The sequence below is a fragment of the Acinetobacter venetianus RAG-1 = CIP 110063 genome, assembly GCF_000368585.1.
GTDB classification, from domain to species: Bacteria; Pseudomonadota; Gammaproteobacteria; order Pseudomonadales; family Moraxellaceae; genus Acinetobacter; species Acinetobacter venetianus.
On record NZ_KB849558.1, the window covers coordinates 1,285,702 to 1,303,904 of the forward strand.

Below are 18,203 nucleotides of genomic sequence, written 5' to 3' on the forward strand. Positions count from 1 at the left end.
TTTATAGAACTTAATATGAAAAATACGATTCTCAAAGCAGGGTTATTTAACCTTGGACTTTCCGTTTTAGGATTAAATTCAACATTAACTCAGGCTGGGGTTGTAGATTTTAGCAAATGTGGTGTTAGCTCCTCCTTCGCAGTTATCACTCAAAGCGAAGGACCAACCTATGCCTGTGGCGGTATCAATAATGGTGTCGGAAACCCAATCAATGTACTCAATGGTAATAAGTTTGAAGCTGTTGAAGATTTTAAAGAACTGCCTGCCTTTAAAGGGCTCTCTTTCTCTCGTTTTTATAATAGCCAGAGCAATGCCAATACCTCTCTTGGTTATGGATGGTATAGTTCTTTTGATATCAAACTCTATGAGCAACCTGAGATTATCCAGATTCGTCTTGAATCAGGACAGCGTATCAATTTCAAAAAAAATAAGATCAGTTTAGGTAATAATCAGTTTGTGATTCGGGCCTTACCCCTTAATCCTGCCGATGGCTGGATTGAAAAGAAGATTGATGGCTCCGGATGGGTCTGGCATAAAACCCAATCCAATCAGGATTATTTGTTTCAGTATTTAGGCGGTAAAGACCCTAGTCTGGCGCATATCACTAAAATCTCTGCTTTATCTGATTTGGATAAAAGTAACCCTGCTCTTAATTTTTCTTTTATATATAATTCACAGCAACGCCTTGCTGTGGTGAAGAATGGGCAAGGTCAGCAGCTTTCTTTTGCTTATTTAACCACTCGATTTGGGTTACCCCAAATGACTTTAACCACGCCTCTCGGAAAATATTATTATTTTCTTGATCGTAATAACAATCTGGCTCAGGTTGTTTATCCTGATGGGCGTCGCTTTAAGTATAGTTACGATCCTAAGTTTCAAGGGGGGGATATTCATAATCTGACAGCAAAGTCTGTGTTCGATCCAGATCAAAAGAAATACAGGTTAATTTCCCAGTGGCAGTATGATCAGCAAGATCGGGCTATCCTCAGTCAACATGCCAAAGGTATGGAAAAAGTCACCATTCAATTTGATCCACGTACCCATAAAGATATGCCTGCAAACTACGCTGCCAATAAACCTGTGTTTAAAAATGTGGTCACCAACAGTTTGGGGCAGAAAACGACTTATTCCTATCAGGTTGTCGGTACACAGTTTCAGTTATTGGAAAGCTTTGGGGCAGGTTGTGCTAGTTGTGGTGAAGTCAATAAACGTTATCGCTTTAATGCTCAAGGTTTGGTCTCTTATGCCGCTGATTTAGATTCTTCAGGGAAAGTGATTCGTGCCATTGCGTTGAAATATAATGATCTGGGTGAAGTGATTGCTAGAACTGTATCAGGTATCGGTATTCAGTCTCAGACCACGGCCTATACCTATGAATCTTATCGGGTTCAACAAGGGAATGTGGCTGATGACTTGGCGAATGCATCCTCTCCTCTACTGGTACAGCTTAATCAACAGAATTATCGTCGGTTAAAGGCGGAGTCTCGTGCCAGTGTAATCACAGGTAAACAGTATCGTAAACATTATCTTTATAATCAAAACCATCAACTGATCTCTGTTAAGGAAACTGGATTCTCCCCCCTCGGTGACACCCTAGTTCGGGAAACCAGATATGGTTATGACCAACAGGGACGTTTGAGCTGGGAAGATGGTCCTCTGCCAAATGGTCCATCCAACTCCCCGAAAGATAGTGATGTTAACACATATGTTTATGGGGATAATGGCTTGCTATCAGCATGGTTTACCCCCTATGAACATTCTAAAACTGTTGCACATTATGATCAATTTGGGCGAGTAACAAAGTATATTAAAACTTCACAAGAACTTGATGATCGACAGAAAATTCAGATCTTTAATTTCAAATATGATTCAAATAATCGATATCAAGAAATCAATTTACAAACAAAAGATGGAAAGACAATACAAGGAATACGTTATCGGTATGATAATTTAGATCGCTTGCAAACAGTGACCGATTTAAATGGTCAATTGATCAAAACCTATAATTATGATGATGCAAATCGAATTTCTACAAGTGTAGATAGTCAAAATGGATTGCTCTCTTTCAAATATGATAGTGAAAATAATATAGTTCAAAGACAAAATCTTACTGTAAACAAGTTTATTGAAACAGGTTATAAATATGATACACAGGGTCGCCTAACAACAATAGCTGATAGTAAACAAGGGATATTGAGTCATATCGATTACTTTTCAGATGGAGTAAGTGGAAGAGTACTTGATCAATATGGTGATGAACTATGGCTAAAATATACAGCGAATGGTCAACTACAAACACAATGGCGTGTGCCATCTCCATCTAAAAGTTTGACACCACCTGACAGAACTGAACACTATTATAGCAATGGCATACATCGTATTACTCAGGATGACGGTACAACAACCACTCGATACACTGATGATTTTGGTCGTCTAGTCATCCTTGATTCAAGTATACAAGGTCGCATCATTTATCATTTGGACGCTTATGGTCGTTGTAACCAAGTCACCTATGCAACAGGTGCAACATTAAAATATAGTTATGATGATCAAGGACGTATCCTTACTAAACGTTTGACTCAACCATCACAAGCAGGTTTAAAAAAAGTCGATTTACTAACAACTTACACCTATTCAGGCAATCAGATTGTACAAATACGTGATCCCAATCAAATATTAACATTTAGTTATAATGACCAAGGGAAGTTGCATAGTCGTAGCATACTCTACACTGGACTAAGTACCCCAATAACGACCTATTATAAATACGATAAGAATGGTAAACCTCTATCTACCCGACTACCTGATGGTACACACATTACAGGTGATAGTACGGCATTATATGCTCAGGGTGCTGGAGATATATTTAAAACAGCTTTTATTCGCCAAGAAATAACTGACAATCAACTCACTTATGTGCTAGGTAATGAAGTGCGAGTGGGGTTTGAATATAGCTCCACAGGATTATGGAGAGGATTACATTATACGACTGGAACAGCTCAACAAAGTTTTAGCCTGATCCGAAATTCCTATGCAGATATACCGAACCAAGTTCTGTTAAGCCAACATTGGCAATATGATACCAAACATAGAATTTCTGATGTAAAAACAATAGGGTTACAAACTAAACAACAAGATTACTTATACGACAGTCGTGACCATGTCATCAGTACATTTGATCACAAACAAAATGATGAACTACAGGAAAAATATTTTTATGATGCCTTAGGTAATCGCTTGATGGGACAAAGACCTAATGCACAAACAATTGGATATCGTTATCAGAACAGTAGATTAGCCACACTACAACAAGATAAACAGATGAACAGTGTTACCTATAACAGCACAGGACACCCCATACTGTATCCGACTGATCAAGGTATATTACGATTCAGCTATATTAATGGACAAATTGCTCAGGTATGGCGTAACAAACAATTAATTGCTGCCTATAGCTACAATGATGCAGGACAAAGGATTAAAAAAGTACTTTATGTCGATGCTACGGGTAAAACAGTAAAACAGCCTATTATTCAATATTATTATTACGATGGAACCCAACTTGCAGGTGAACTAGATGCAAGTGGACATATTACACGTCAATATATTTATACAGGTAATCGCCTACTCGCTACAATTGATTATCCAAATGCCCTAGTCCCTATGACCAGCACTGGAATATTCACAAAAATACAGAGCATTTTTAAGCGTATTAAAGGAGATGTCTCTCAAGGCCAATGGCACTACATTCTAAATGACTATATGGGTCGCTCTCGCTTAGTGACTAACATGAAACAACAGGTGATATGGCGTGATGATGGAAAAGAACTTTTTGGTGCAAGTCAACTATCATCAAATCAAGCCGAGCAACATTACCAGCTCAACCTGCGGTTTATTGGTCAATACGCAGATCCTGAAACAGGACTGTACTACAATGGTTATCGCTATTATGACCCAGCCACAGGTCGCTATACCACACCCGACCCTTTAGGTCTTGCAGGGGGTGAGAATCAATACGCCTATGTCAACCAACAACCAAATCAATATTTTGATCCTCAAGGATTATTATTGTTCGCTTTCGATGGAACAGGAAACACGGACACAAATGATAACCCAAGTAATGTTGAAAAGTTTATGGATGCTTATGCTTCCAAGGGACAGTTTGATGTAACAAAAACATTATGGAAGAATCAGGAAAAACGTTTTGCCAGTAATGCTGAGGCGGGCTTAAGCCCAAATCATGATAATGTATTTTATATTGCTGGAGCGGGTACAGAAGACCAATATACAGAAATTGGCTCAGACTTATCATCTATGAATATAGCAGATAATGCAACTGGCGGCTCTCTACCCAACCGGGTTGATCAAATGCTAGTCTACTTTTCAGATTATGTGCATAGACTAATTGATGAACAAAATAAAAAAGGCAAGCAAGCAACAGCACAAGTGATTGATATTGATACTGTTGGTTTTAGTCGTGGTGCTGCAAGTGCTCGATTGTTTGCAAGTAAGTTAGAATGGTTAACCAGTAATACAGTTAATCAGAATGATCCTAAAGCTTTACTCAAACCTGCTTATCAATCTTTTGGCGTTGAGAGTGTTCTATGGGATAAAGACCTGAAATGTAAAATGGAGGCTGCAAAAATCAGTCTGAATTTTAGGTTTATGGGGATATGGGACACTGTACCTGCATTGGGTCTCGACCCAAATGATGATATGAATCAATATAATAGTTTAGGGATGACCGTTAAAATATCTGAACGCTTTAAGAGTGTTGCCCATGCCGTTGCTGTCAATGATCATCGGGAAGGCTTTATGGTTCGTTCTATTTATGGTGATCCGTCGGAAGTATCAACTAAAGATAATAAGTCCTATAAAGTCACTGTGGGTGCAAAAGGTCAAACCAATACACGAATCGAACGCGGTTTTATGGGTGCCCATTCAGATGTTGGTGGAGGGTATAGTGATGGAGATTTATATAAGGTCAGCCTGATGTGGATGATTGATCAGGCTAAAAAGGCAGGTGTTCAGTTCAGTGATCCTCTTATTAATAAACGTCAATACAATATTGTCACCGATCCAATCGTACATGACAGCACATCAAATTCAGTAATGGGTGATGGTAGAAGTAGTACGGCTGGTCCCTATTTCGATCCTGGACGTGATTTTGCTTGGGCAAATGATAATAATTCAGCCAATCGCATCAACCAGCATTTAACAGGAATGAACGCAACCGAGCTGGCTCAGTATCAAAAAGGTTATGCTCATCCTGAAGCAGAAGCACCATCTGGTGTTCAGGTATCGCATTTAGGTTTGAACTGGAAAGATACTTTAAAATTTCAGAATGCTCAATTTAACGCAAGCAATCCAGGAAAATTTGAGAAATTTTTGAAACTCGAACAGCAATTTACCACAGACTCTAACTGCAAACCCAAAGAAACTATTGGGGGCTGCAAGGCATTAACCGAATATCAAAAATTAAAGTCTGATGATGTAACAAAGACTGCAACGATTGTTTATAGATCTACCAGAGAAGATGAAGCAATTCAAATTACGAATTATCTCAATTGGATTAAAGCTAATTATGGGACAGCACTGACCTTTAAAGCATCAAATGGAGTTAAAGCAAAATGAAGATAATAGTTTTAATGGCGATTGGACTGTTGACATTAACAGGTTGTCAGACAAATGGAGGTAATATGAAAAATAGTATTAGCTTTGAAATGGATAATCAGTATTGGCCAAACCATGGCATAGTTTACAAAAACAACTGGCCGGAATGTGGTAATCTGACGCTGACACCTGATGCCATAAAGAAACAAAAATATATTACCAGCTACAGTAGCTGTAAAGTTGAACCCGAAGGCTATGTTCCTCAACAAATTATTATTGAATATGCGCCTTGGTTGACTTATGAAGAACAAATAAAAAAAGGATATGGTGTGCCTGAAGAACTACGTTATGCAAGTGGAGAAAACGCCGAACAAAAAAGACAAGCAATAATGGTTGCACAACAAAATGGTATAGCGAAACTCCCCTCAAGTGTATGGAAACGTATTGTACTTACTCCTACGCAAGAAGTAGAAAAATATAAAGGACAAGTTCCTGAAGGAAAAGGTGACCGTCGTCGAGGTAAAAGAATCCACTATACTATTTCTCTTCAACCTGATGGCAGCTACAGTATTAAAACTGAGCTGAATTGGGTCGACAAATATCTAAGATATTGGAATTAATATTTCAGCTAAAGTGGCAATATCCAATATTGCCACTTTTTTATTTTATAACGGCTTTGTTGCATAAAGATTTTAAAGAAAGAGCTTTCCTAAGTTGCTCAAATTTAAGTGACAACTTGGGTATGAGGTCGACCTAATTTCGTAAATTTATTTAAGACAGCGACACGTGCATGAATTTCATTGACCTGACTGTAAAACTCCTTGCACTGAGTTTATCGCCCAATAATTTGATACAATGCATCTTAGTTTCAACCAAACTGCGCCGATGATAGCCAGACCACTTTTTCCAAAGCGTTCTTCCTAGACCTTTGACTGTTTTCAATAGTTCATTTCTTTCTAAAGATCCCAATTTCTTATCTTTCCATGGCCTTGCATTTTTTCTTGGAGGAATTACGGCATGTGCATGACGATCTGAAATCACTTGTCTGCACAATTTCGTGTCATAGGCTCCATCGGTATAGACAGAGTCAATGAGTTCATCAGATGGGATTTGATTTAGCAGATCACCCAAGACTTGTGAATCACTGACATTTTTTGTTGTGAGCTGCACGGCTCGTATTTGCAAGGTTTTAGCATCTATACCAATATGTAGTTTACGCCATTGCCGACGATATTCAGGCTGATGTTTCTTGCGTTTCCATTCGCCTTCGCTTAAAAACTTTAAGCCAGTTGAGTCGACCAATAGATGTAGTCCCTCATGACTTTTTTGATAGCTTATCGCAATATCAATATGCTTTTGTCGTCTACAGAGGGTAGAGTAATCCGGTGCTGTCCAATTTAATCCACTGAGTTGAATAATGCTTTGCACAAAACCTGTGACCATACGCAAAGAAAGTCGAAAGATAGATTTGATCATCAAACAGCACTGAATTGCTGTATCAGAATAGGTTTGATTTCTTCCATGTTTAGCTTGTGGTTGAGCATACCATTGAGTCTGGGGATCGAACCAAATTGAAATATTTCGTCGCTTGATTAAAGCTTGGTTATACGAGGACCAATTGGTTGTACGGTAGATTTTAGGGACAGGCTTCTTCATCTGGAAATTATATTGCTAAAGAAACCTTCAAGAATAGCTTTGTGCAACAAAGCCGTTACGAGTAGTATATATTTTCATTCCAACATTATAACCAATTGATATTCTCATCAAGAATAGATATTAAATATATTAAAAAAACATCTAAAACAGATACAATCACAAAACAAAAATACTTCCAACTGAGTGTGGTTATACTCAAATTTGAAACACCTTCTATCCTGTCTGATAAATGCAAATAAGACTTATAAATTTACTTATGCACATTCAAGATTTTTTCAGATATAGATAATTAAAAGGAAGTAAGTGTGTTAAGCGAACCTTAATAAATCTTTAAAACATCTCTTTAATCCATGCAATCCAAGATTTCACAATAGCAAAAAACGATACAAAACACGCTATAGCAAACAATACACCAGCTATTTGAATAAGAAAGCCTAACTGATAGTGTGCTCCTAATAAAAATAAAGGAACAACTACAAAAACTACAAACAGGAAGGCATAAGTATATAATTTCAATGCACGTTTTCTAGACTCCATAACTATTTCCTTTTCTCTTGTTTATCAGGTTGCTTACCATACGCTTTATCTAAGAATGTTTTAAGGGGGGGTAGTATAATTTATTGGAGAACTAACCCCCAAACCCAAACCTAAACCTAAATCTATGCCGTCAAAACTATCACCCTTAAAATTTACAGACCCACCCGTATATTTTCCCAGCCAAGGAATACTAAATCCCAAAGATTTATCTGGTGCGTTAATGGCGGATTGGGCTAGTTTCTGTAATAAATAATTAAATGCCATAATCTCAGACTCCTGCCTAATAAGCAGGAGTCAAGTTGTTTTTCTAATGAATATCTAATAAAGAATGAACCTATGCTAAGTAATTTCTAACCCGAGTTCCTTCGCCAAACCAACTGCTAGGAACTTCCAAAGCCAAGTTAATGAGATTCACATACACGTAACACTGCTCAATAAGTTTACTGAATTAGGTCAACCATATACGAGTTGTGGCTTAAATTTGTGTCACTTAGGAAAATTCTAGCTTTTAAGACTTTGTGCAATAAAGCCACTAAAGAATCAAGTTCAAAAAATCTAAAGATTTTATCTCTTTCAACATCTAAAGATTTAATCCAAAAGGTAGCACAACACTATTGCCGCCGTATTCATAGCTAAGTTCATGAAACAAATATTTTATAAATTGTTATTTTAATTCTCCTAGTGATTAAATTTATTATTTATTAGAATAAATTTAATTGTGAAATAAATTATAGGTGAACATAAGTTAAATAAGATATCCAAGACTGTAGCCTACAAAACCTTTATGTCCATAAAAGTTAATTTTATAATTTCAGCAATAATTCAAGTTAAATCAACCATCATGCTTTTCTAAAGATGGTAAATTTCCAAACATCTTTTTATATTGGCTTCTAAAATATCCCAGACTTTCAAACCCTAAGAGATTTGCAATATATACAATTGGCATACTGGTATTCTTAATGAGCCATTTTGCCTGATCTAATTTCCTTTTCTTAAAGTACTCATGAGCTGATAAATTAAATTCAGTTATAAACTTTCTATCTAGTTGTCTGCGACTCATACCAATTTCCTTCGCAATACTTTCAATCGAAGTTTTACTAAATAATTGATCATTCATGCTAATTAGAGCTTGATGTAAAATCTGGTCTCTTACAATTGGAATATCAATCGCCTTATGAATATAGTCATGGCTTCGATGCTGTTCAGTCATCATGTCACTCAAACCTTTACTTGCTAGCTGCTGTCCAAGAAAAGGTGATAACAATTCTATGGCCAGATCCATAACAGCTACCCCACCGACACAACTTGAGAATGTCTGACCAATATAAAAAGCCTTATCAACTAAAACAGGAATTTGAGGAAATATACTTTCAAACTGTTGCCTATGCCGCCAATGAACGGTTACACCATTACCAGAGGCTAATTTTCCAAGCGAATCTCCCAAAGCAAAGATAGCATTATCTACAGCGACAATATGTGTTCTTGCTTGATAACTTAACGATATGATTTTTCTTAAATCACTGCTTAATTCAAGCATCTTTTGTACATTGCGCCCACCAAAAAATACAATAAAGTCAGATTCTTGAATATCATTTTCTGTCAGTAGCGATGCGTGATGTTGGCTTTGTGCACTAGAAAAGACTTCTTCTGTAGTTATGCTACGCGTTTCCCAAACGATATAATTTTGCTGACTATAATCAGCTTCATCCGCAGAAAATCGAAGTTTATCTATAAAGGCTGCATAAGGCAGTAGGGTGAATTCTGGCAATAGAACGGCTTTGTTGCACAAAGGCTTGAAATGCACAGCTGCCCCTAAGTGATCCAAATTTAAGTGGCAACTTGGGTATGAGGTTGACCTAATTCTGTAAATTTATTTAAGACTGCCACACGTGCATGAATCTCGTTGACTTGATTGTTAAAATTTTTAGCGCTGAGTTTATCCCCTAATAATTTGATGCAATGCATCTTGGTTTCCACCAAACTTCGCCGATGATAGCCTGACCATTTTTTCCATAGTGTTCTGCCTAAACGTTTAACTATTCGAAGTAATTCATTTCGCTCCTGAGAATGTGATTTTATATCTTTCCAAGGTCTTGCATTTTTTCTAGGAGGAATCACTGCATGCGCTTGTCGATCTGCAATGACTTGACGGCATCTTTTTGTGTCATAAGCTCCATCGGTATAAACAGAGTCTATTTGCTCATCCAATGGAATCTGATCAAGTAAATCACTAAGTACCTGTGAATCGCTGACATTATTTGTGGTGAGTTGTACTGCACGTATTTGAAGGGTTTCAGCATCTATAGCAATATGAAGCTTATGCCATTGGCGACGATATTCAGATCCATGTTTCTTGCGTTTCCATTCACCTTCACCTAGAAACTTTAAACCAGTAGAGTCCACGAGCAGATGTAGTTCATCGCTGCTTTTTTGATAGCTAATCACAATATCAATATGCTTTTGTCTTCTGCATATGGTCGAATAATCTGGTGCTGTCCAATCTAATCCACAAAGTTTAATCAGGCTCTGAACAAAACCTGTAACCATGCGCAAAGAGAGTCTAAATAGAGATTTGATCATTAAACAGCATTGAATAGCTATGTCTGAGTAAGTTTGATTTCGACCTTGCTTGCCTTGTGGTTGTGCATACCACTGAGTCTTTGGATCAAACCAAATGGAAATATTACCTCGGTTAATGAGGGCTCGATTATAGGAAGGCCAATTGGTTGTGCGATAGGTTCTAGGGGCAGGTTTATTCATTTTGAAATTATATGGCTGAATAAATCTTCGTGGCTAGGTTTATGCAACAAAGCCAAAGAGAAATATCTTGCAGACTACCCAACTGTGTATTGGTATTTTGTGGTGGCATTCTGGACAGGTTGCCGTCCATCAGAAATTATCGCACTCACTTGGCAGGATGTAGATTTTTTAAATAAGCAGATTTACATCAATAAAGGTCGTGTGAACGGCGTTCAGCAGGAAACCACAAAAACAAATAAAGCTAGATTTGTAGATTTAAATGATTTTGCTTTCGAGGCATTTCAACAACTCAGATTACTAACCTACCTCAAATATGAGCACGTATTTATCTGTGATGAGACAGGTAAGGAATTTACTACACAAAAATCATTAAGTGAGAAGTTTGTAGCTGCACTGAAAGCAAATGGCTTACGCTATCGCCCTGCCTATAACACTCGTCATACATATGCGACTGTATGCTTAATGAATGGACTTAATCCAGTCTATGTGGCTTCACAGTTGGGTCATAGTTTAGTAATGCTAATGATGCGTTATGCGAAGTGGATTAATTCAGATAAGAACAAAGAAGAGATTGCTAAAATTTCGAATAGTGCCAAAATTGTGTCAAATAAAAAGGGAATCAAACTATGTGTTTGATTCCCTTTAGTATATTTGGCGGAAGCGGTGGCAGTCAAATTTAACACATATATCACTGATAAATAAATATAAAATATTTTATATTTAATTTTTTACTACTATTTTTACTACAAAAAAATTAGGTTAAGAAGTATAACTCAATCTTTCATCGGCTTTATCAACTTTCCACTCCAAGTTATTAATTTAAAATCTAAACCATTTGTAACTTCATGGAAAATAGCTTCTGATTCATCAAAAGAGGCAGCTACTATGCTTTGTAAATCACTATAGGAGGACAATTCCATTAAGAGTGAGCGTTGGCTCTGCTGAGCCATCGAGTGTTGACCAGGCTCATCTAGTAATAAAAAGTTTAAATGATTTCCTATAGGCTTACTACTTGATGCTTGAAATAAAGCAAGAACATAACTCCAAATCAAACGTACGAAATCGCTAGCACTAGAATCTGTTTTGGTACTAGAACGACGAATTTCTCTCAACTCTATATGAGCTAATGATGGCAATAAGTTATCTTTACTAATGACAATGTCAGAAATTTGAGCACTTTCATAATTAAACTTCATTGCATTTCTCTTAAATCTATCCTCAAAAAAATTAATCTTTTTAATATCTTTTTCTGAATAGATTTCTTTAGGAAGCAAACTAATCTGACCATCAACCCATCTAAATTGATCGATTAATGCACTCATTTCATTTTTTAAAATATAGAAATTGTCTTTAAATTTTTCTAGGTTATATACTTCATTTTCAATATAAATCTGTTTCCTAACATAGAGTTTTTCCATTTCAGATCCTGAAGTCACCGCTTTTCTTAAACTATCTAATATATTATGTTTCCTACTAATTTCTTTTTTTGTGTTATTCACTTTTACTTCAAGTAACTTATTTTCTTCAATTACCCCACCCATTTGTTTTTCTAGCATCTTTTTCTGACTATTAAGATGTTCAATTTGTTCTTTTAAATCCAGTTGTGGACCTTTAATTTCCTCTGCTAAAAGATTATCAACAATGTGCTGAAAACATGTTGGGCACTTATCTTTAGATACTTCAATATCTAGCTCAGCACCGAGGTCTCTTAGCTTGAGTGCAGCCTTATTTTTTCCTAAATCTTCAACAATCGTATCTAAAATTTCCTGATATGATGAAATTGATACACGATTACTAATTATCTTAGAATTAAGTTGCTCAAAACCAATTGATATCAGTTTCAAGTCATCAGTTATCATTTCAATTTCTTTTAAGATTTCATCTGAACTGATATTTTGTTCTGCTTTCTCTTTGTTAACTAACTGCTCATATTCATTTTTTAGGTTAATAATATACTCATCTATCGTATAATTTTCTTTAGCATAAATCATTAGCTCGTCTGGGTTAAATAACAGTGATGGCTCTCTATAAAGTCCTTCTATCTTTAAGCCAATTTCATTTGCTTTATCAATCAATCTTTTATTTACTATCTGCCACTCTTGAGTAACTTCTCCCAAATTATTCATTAATTTATTTTTTAGATTATTAATTTCAAACACTTCAAGCCCTAACAGAAACTCAACAACTCTAACTTTCGGATCTCTAATACCATAAAAAGGAATATTAGCCAAATAGTCTGTCCAGCCACGTTTTTGTTCAATTGCATGTGCTGAAAAAATAGTTTGTAAATATAATTTAGCAATACCACCAGATGTTGTTCCTACTTCCGGTAAATCTAGTCCTAAGAATTTCTCCAAATAAAAATGAAAACCTTCTTCTCGCTTTGCACCACCAGCATCATGTACATACGTAGGCGTTACAGAGCCTAATCTCTCTTTTTTAGAAATATATTTACTATCATAGATTTCTATTAATTTTGAATGTTTATATTTGTCTTTTATTGTTCTACGAATGGTACGGACATCACCAAATTTATTCTCAATCTCTAAATAAATTTCAGATGCTTCAACTTGAATCCGTTTCCCCTCAAAATCAAAATATGTACTTAAGCAATAAGGTAGCGTATTTTCTCCTTTCCCACCTAGAATTTCCTCCATACCTAGTGCATAAAGAATGGTACTAACTAATGTACTTTTCCCTCCAGAATTACCCGCTTTTATTACTGTTAAGTTTCTACCAAAGGTTTCCTTAAATCCAAAATTTCCTTCGTTTGTAACTAAATTAATTTTTAAACCTAAAATAATCATAAACTTGTCCAACTCTTTGTAACAGATTCAACCATCCCCTCAGTAATAGATTTTTTTATTAAAGATAAAAATTTTTTTTCTTCTGGAAAAATTGAATCGTCAAGCATAATTTTCTTTGCAAATCGAATACCTAGATCTGTTAATTTATATCCAGAACCCTCTTCAAATAGTAATTTTTCTGCTATAGCAAATCTAATTGCTATTGTTAATGCTGGATCGAATCCCCAAGCAGAAATCCTAAAGTTTCCATTTTCAACTGTATTTAAAAGGTCTTTCTGCCTATTTTTATCTTTCAAAACCCAATTAAACAAATGTAATCGAGTTAAACTAGACTTATAAGCTCTTGATGAAATATAAAGTATTAAAGAAATTTGACCAATTTTATAAACAGGTCTATGCTCAACAAGTACAGGGGCGGGTCTTTTATTAAATTTTATTTTCATTAAATTGTTAGCAATCATAATCTAACTCACAGACTGCTAACCATCTAGCAAACATTTTTTCTGATATTTTCGCAGCCATCGTTATATTTGAATTTGGTTTCAAATCATTAATAATTCTTTCAATGAATAATTTTCGGAGTTTTTCTGTTAAGTCTTGAGGATCGCCAAACCAAGTAATAGTTTCCTCTTTAATAGTACTTTCGAATTCAGTTATAACACGTAATAACTTCATGTAAAAAGTAGGCGAAGCAGCTTCAATAGATTTTAAGTACGGATCACATGATAAAAATTGATCTATATTAAAATCATTAAGTTTTGCTAACTTTCTCTCATAACTATCTTTATTTTCAAACTCCTTTAGCCTTAACTTATTTTTTCTCACTATGTTCTTCTCATATACTTCTTTTGGTTCATTTAATTCTACAAGTGGTAGGATATCTGAAAAATACATTACTTCTCCCAATGCTGTTTGAAAATCCCTAATCTCCAAGGCATAATCATCAGCATCATAAAGTAAGACTGTAAAATCATCTGTAAGACAACCTAACTTCCAGCCTCTAATTTCCTCTTCTTTTTTCCTAGCATGTTTAATCAATTCATTTTTATCAAATTCTGGAGTAACAAATATCCATTTGCAGATTTTTGTTTCCCCTAATCTTGCAGCAATATCTTCTTCATAATCTTTAAGTTTATTCAGATCGGCAGTAATTTTGTCTCTTTGCTTCTCATATAACTCTTTTCTATCATAATGTTTTTCAGGACAATAACATTGGAATGCTAAACCACTACTTAAAGTAAAGCCTTCTAATCCAAAGTCTCCCGGTGAGGCTGGGATTTTTTGATATGACTCTTTTTCATATTTTCTTTTGAATATCATTTGACACAAATCTTCCCAAGTTTTGCCGTCGAATGGCCCATATTTTGTATTAAACATATTTTGCCTGTATCGTTTCCACTGGGTTAAAATTTTGTCAAAAATGAATTAAATACAATCATCTTATATTAAAAATTCTTTTACAACAAAAACAGATAACAAGCTAAATTACCAGAATATTCAATAATTAATTTCTTCTTAAAAGCAAATTAAGAATTTTTTACCTATAAACTATTTCACCACTGCCTCATCATAGAAATTTCAATTCAATAATTATTACTGAAATAATTTATTATCGAACTATTAAAACCAAAACAAACGACAATTATTGTCGCTATAAATAAATCAAAAAACTATTCATTGATTGCTCTAGCAAACTGTTCAATCTAGTTAAGTAAAGAGCATTTTGTCTGATAGAATTACTCAATATCTTAAAAATGCGAATAAATGTCTGAACCTCAATTTTCCCTCAGTGACTATCTATCAACCGTACAGGAAGTCATTCGCCTGTCCTTTGATGAACCTGTATGGGTAAAAGCTGAGATACGAAACCTGAGTATCAAGGGTGGACACTACTATCTTGAATTAGCTGAAAAGGAAGAGGATACAGATAAAGTCATTGCAAGCTGTAAAGCAACAATTTGGAAATTCACCGCCGTAAAAATTGTGCTTAAATTTGAGCGTGAAAGTGGCATTGAACTTTCAAAAGACTTAAATGTTCTCATTAAAATCAAAGCCCGTTTTGATCCTCAGTACGGTTTTTCCGTCAACATAGAAGACATCGACTCTAGTTTCACACTAGGTGATATTGCCAAACGTTACCAACAGATTCTTGCTCGTCTAAGCTCTGAGGGTTTGGCCAATCTGAACCAGTCACTTCCTGCCCCTTTTGACATTGAAAATGTTCTGGTGATTGCACCAGAAAATGCTGCTGGTCTGGGTGACTTCAGGAAAGATGCCGATGCCTTGGACAAGGCTGGCGTATGCCACTTTGTCTATCACACAGCTACTTTTCAGGGTAATACTGCTGCAAATAGTATTATGGAATCATTAAGCTCAGGACTACGTCAATGGGCTAAAGATTATGCTATTCCACCTGACCTTATTGTGATTATTCGTGGTGGTGGTGCCGTAAATGATTTAGCTTATTTAAATGACTATGATCTCGCTGCCCTGCTATGCAAGCGCAAGGTTCCAATATGGGTGGGGATTGGTCATGAAAAAGATCGAACCATTCTGGATGAAATCGCCCATCGTTCTTTCGATACACCAAGCAAGGTAATTGCAGGTATTCGCAATGTGATTTCAGAACGTTCTCAGGATGTGATGGGCTACTTGCAAACCATCAAGCTGCTGTCACAGCATCAAATCACAGCATATCAAAGCCAGAATGACCAGTTGATAAATACTATCAGGACTCATGCACAGAATCAGATGAATACAGCCAACAGAAACCTTGACCTAGCTAAGTCAACAATTTGAACCGTACCGTGTTTGTCGGAGAGTCAATATTTTGAGAGACTATGCCGATGACAAAATTAAAATATACCCCTGAAATCAGAGAAAGAGCGGTTCAATTATTGATTGAATCCGAGAAAGATTATCCATCGAATTGGGCTGCAATCACAGCAATAGCTCCTAAGATTGGCTGTACTCCTGAAACACTACGTGTTTGGTATCAAAAATATTTAGATAAACAAAATCCAGTTAAAGTACAGCAGTTTTCAGACCAAGAACGTATCAAACAACTGGAACGCGAAAATAAAGAACTGCAACGTGCGAATGAAATTCTACGTAAAGCAGCCGCTTTTTTCGCTCAGGCGGAGCTCGACCGCCCACACAAATAATGGTGGATTTCATCCATAACAATAAAGACTTATATGGTGTTGATGCGATTTGTAGGATTTTACCGATCGCAGCTTCAACCTATTATCGAACACTAGATCTCACAGTAAATCCAGAATATCGAGCGAAACGAGATCTACATGATGAGCATCATGCTGAACAAATTAAACGAATTTGGAAAGAAAGTTTAGGTCGATATGGTGTGCGTAAGGTCTGGCAACAATTGAAACGTGAAGGTTATGTTATCGCACGTTGTACAGTTGCTCGATTGATGCAGAAGCTAGGTATACAAGGTGTTTGGCGTGGTAAGAATAAACAAACCACCCGTAGCCGAGATGATCAAAAAAGAGCAGATGATTTAGTGAAACGTAATTTTAATGCTGATCATCCTGACCAACTGTGGGTGAGTGACTTTACGTATATTCAAACTCATTCAGGCTGGGTCTATACCGCCTTTATTATTGATGTGTTCTCACGAACAATTGTTGGATGGAAAGTATCTACACGGATGAATACAGACATGGTTTTGGATGCATTGGAGCAAGCATTGCACGATCGAGGCATGCCAAAGAACGTGATTCACCATTCCGATAGAGGTGTTCAATATCTTTCTATTCGCTATACCAATCGTTTAGAAGCTGCAAATTTACGAGCATCAGTCGGTACAACTGGTGATTCATACGATAATGCTCTGGCTGAAACGGTGAATGGCTTATACAAAACAGAGGTGATTGAATATTTAAAAGCAGATTGGCAAGGTTTAGCGGATGTACAACTTGCGACACTAAACTGGGTAGATTGGTTCAATAAAAAGCGTGTACACAGTGCACTGGGTTATGTATCGCCTTTTGAGTTTGAAGCAACGCACTATGATAAGATTAACCCGTTAGGTCAGGTGGCCTAACTTAAATAAAAAAGTCTCCGACAAACCCGGTACGGTTCAACACAATATTTTGCCCAGCAGCAGCTTAAGATTGCCATTACACAGGTTGAGTCTTTAATGCGTGAGACTTTATTACAGAATCCAAGGAATGTGCTTGCCAAAGGCTATGCAATTGTACGAAGTCAAAACAAGGCTATCCGATTTGTACAACAGGTCGGTTCAACTGTTTCAATTGAGATGCAGGATGGCTATATTCATGCCAGTGTAAGTAAGGTGACAAATCATGAGTGAAAAAAAATTAAGCTTTAAAGATGGCTATGAATTACTGAAGAAGAATGCTACTCAACTTGAAGCTCAAGAAGAGCCTGACATTGATAATCTGATGAAGATTGTTGAAGAATCCATGACAGCTTACAGAGCGTGTAAATCTAGAGTTGATGCAGTACAACAAGCATTGAATGAAACTTTTAAAGAAAACTAACCTTCATTGTTATGATTCAAATATCTCAACTTACTACAGAACAATTGCCTCATGCACTCATGCTAGCTATGCAGCATAAAACCACTCCCACTATTGATTGGAAGTTATGTGGCAATATTCTTGAACGTGAAAAGATTAGTTTAGTGTTCTTTGGAACACATTGGGTTGCCATGGAAATTAATCCGCTTGGTAACCATACCAAAGCAACTCAGAAATCTGTTTCTGCATTAGATGCAGTTATCAAATGCTATATACAGATTAAACTTGGTGACATTATAGATCTAGAGACTAATCAATAGGCTAC

The 18,203-nt window shown here is 36.2% G+C and carries 13 protein-coding genes, 3 pseudogenes and 1 other annotated feature; of the genes and pseudogenes, 8 read left to right on the forward strand and 8 right to left on the reverse strand.

The genetic code is table 11. From position 1 onward, the window contains the following. The first annotated feature begins 15 nt into the window (after positions 1–15). A complete protein-coding gene (locus F959_RS11585; protein WP_004880372.1) occupies positions 16–5,634 on the forward strand; it encodes a phospholipase effector Tle1 domain-containing protein in 5,619 nt (1,872 codons plus the stop codon). Then, positions 5,631–6,233 (forward strand): hypothetical protein, encoded by a 603-nt coding sequence (locus F959_RS11590; RefSeq protein ID WP_004880375.1) that lies wholly within the window; start codon positions 5,631–5,633, stop codon positions 6,231–6,233. The genes F959_RS11585 and F959_RS11590 overlap by 4 nt, the downstream gene beginning before the upstream one ends. A 104-nt stretch (positions 6,234–6,337) precedes the next feature. On the opposite strand, the pseudogene F959_RS11595 reads toward F959_RS11590, so the two are convergent. From F959_RS11595 to F959_RS11615, 5 genes and pseudogenes are all read right to left on the reverse strand, one after another. Continuing rightward, positions 6,338–7,269, reverse strand: a pseudogene (locus F959_RS11595) (IS5 family transposase). Positions 7,270–7,599: 330 nt separating this feature from the next. After that, a complete protein-coding gene (locus F959_RS11600; protein ID WP_004880378.1) occupies positions 7,600–7,806 on the reverse strand; it encodes a hypothetical protein in 207 nt (68 codons plus the stop codon). Between the two features lie 60 nt (positions 7,807–7,866). Beyond that, positions 7,867–8,070 carry a hypothetical protein gene (locus tag F959_RS11605; protein ID WP_004880380.1) on the reverse strand — a complete coding sequence of 68 codons (204 nt, stop codon included), beginning with the start codon at positions 8,068–8,070 and terminating at the stop codon, positions 7,867–7,869. 568 nt (positions 8,071–8,638) lie between these two features. Further along, positions 8,639–9,610 carry a helix-turn-helix domain-containing protein gene (locus tag F959_RS11610; protein WP_004880382.1) on the reverse strand — a complete coding sequence of 324 codons (972 nt, stop codon included), beginning with the start codon at positions 9,608–9,610 and terminating at the stop codon, positions 8,639–8,641. A gap of 23 nt (positions 9,611–9,633) precedes the next feature. Further along, complete coding sequence (locus F959_RS11615) at positions 9,634–10,566, reverse strand: IS5 family transposase (protein WP_004880383.1); 933 nt, start codon at positions 10,564–10,566, stop codon at positions 9,634–9,636. A 102-nt stretch (positions 10,567–10,668) separates the two neighbouring features. On the opposite strand from F959_RS11615, the gene F959_RS11620 reads away from it, so the two are divergent. Next, a complete protein-coding gene (locus F959_RS11620; RefSeq protein WP_228127149.1) occupies positions 10,669–11,202 on the forward strand; it encodes a site-specific integrase in 534 nt (177 codons plus the stop codon). Between the two features lie 137 nt (positions 11,203–11,339). Here the strand turns inward: F959_RS11620 and F959_RS11625 are convergent, their stop codons facing one another. The 3 genes from F959_RS11625 to F959_RS11635 are packed head-to-tail and all read right to left on the reverse strand — an operon-like array spanning position 11,340 to position 14,750. Next, positions 11,340–13,373 carry a hypothetical protein gene (locus F959_RS11625; RefSeq protein WP_004880389.1) on the reverse strand — a complete coding sequence of 678 codons (2,034 nt, stop codon included), beginning with the start codon at positions 13,371–13,373 and terminating at the stop codon, positions 11,340–11,342. Then, entirely contained in the window at positions 13,370–13,834 is a 465-nt protein-coding gene (locus F959_RS11630) for a hypothetical protein (RefSeq protein ID WP_004880393.1), read from the reverse strand. Before F959_RS11630 ends, F959_RS11625 begins: the two co-directional genes overlap by 4 nt. Beyond that, positions 13,824–14,750 (reverse strand): hypothetical protein, encoded by a 927-nt coding sequence (locus F959_RS11635; protein ID WP_004880397.1) that lies wholly within the window; start codon positions 14,748–14,750, stop codon positions 13,824–13,826. Before F959_RS11635 ends, F959_RS11630 begins: the two co-directional genes overlap by 11 nt. 387 nt (positions 14,751–15,137) lie before the next feature. Between F959_RS11635 and xseA the strand changes: the two are divergent. From xseA to F959_RS11660, 5 genes and pseudogenes are all read left to right on the forward strand, one after another. Next, positions 15,138–16,169, forward strand: a pseudogene (gene xseA / locus F959_RS11640) (exodeoxyribonuclease VII large subunit); the annotation flags it as partial. A gap of 50 nt (positions 16,170–16,219) precedes the next feature. Continuing rightward, a protein-coding gene (locus F959_RS11650; protein WP_154649196.1) for an IS3 family transposase occupies positions 16,220–17,439 on the forward strand; the annotation gives its coding sequence in 2 pieces (ribosomal slippage) (positions 16,220–16,496 and positions 16,496–17,439; 1,221 coding nt in all). Next, positions 16,495–16,611: a sequence feature (AL1L pseudoknot), on the forward strand. (Overlaps the previous gene by 117 nt.) A 36-nt stretch (positions 17,440–17,475) precedes the next feature. After that, positions 17,476–17,709: pseudogene (locus F959_RS16555) on the forward strand (exodeoxyribonuclease VII large subunit); the annotation flags it as partial. Further along, entirely contained in the window at positions 17,702–17,899 is a 198-nt protein-coding gene (xseB, locus tag F959_RS11655) for an exodeoxyribonuclease VII small subunit (RefSeq protein WP_004880406.1), read from the forward strand. The pseudogene F959_RS16555 and the gene xseB, both read left to right, overlap by 8 nt. An 11-nt stretch (positions 17,900–17,910) precedes the next feature. Then, entirely contained in the window at positions 17,911–18,198 is a 288-nt protein-coding gene (locus F959_RS11660) for a phage protein NinX family protein (protein ID WP_004880409.1), read from the forward strand. The last annotated feature ends 5 nt before the right edge of the window (positions 18,199–18,203 follow it).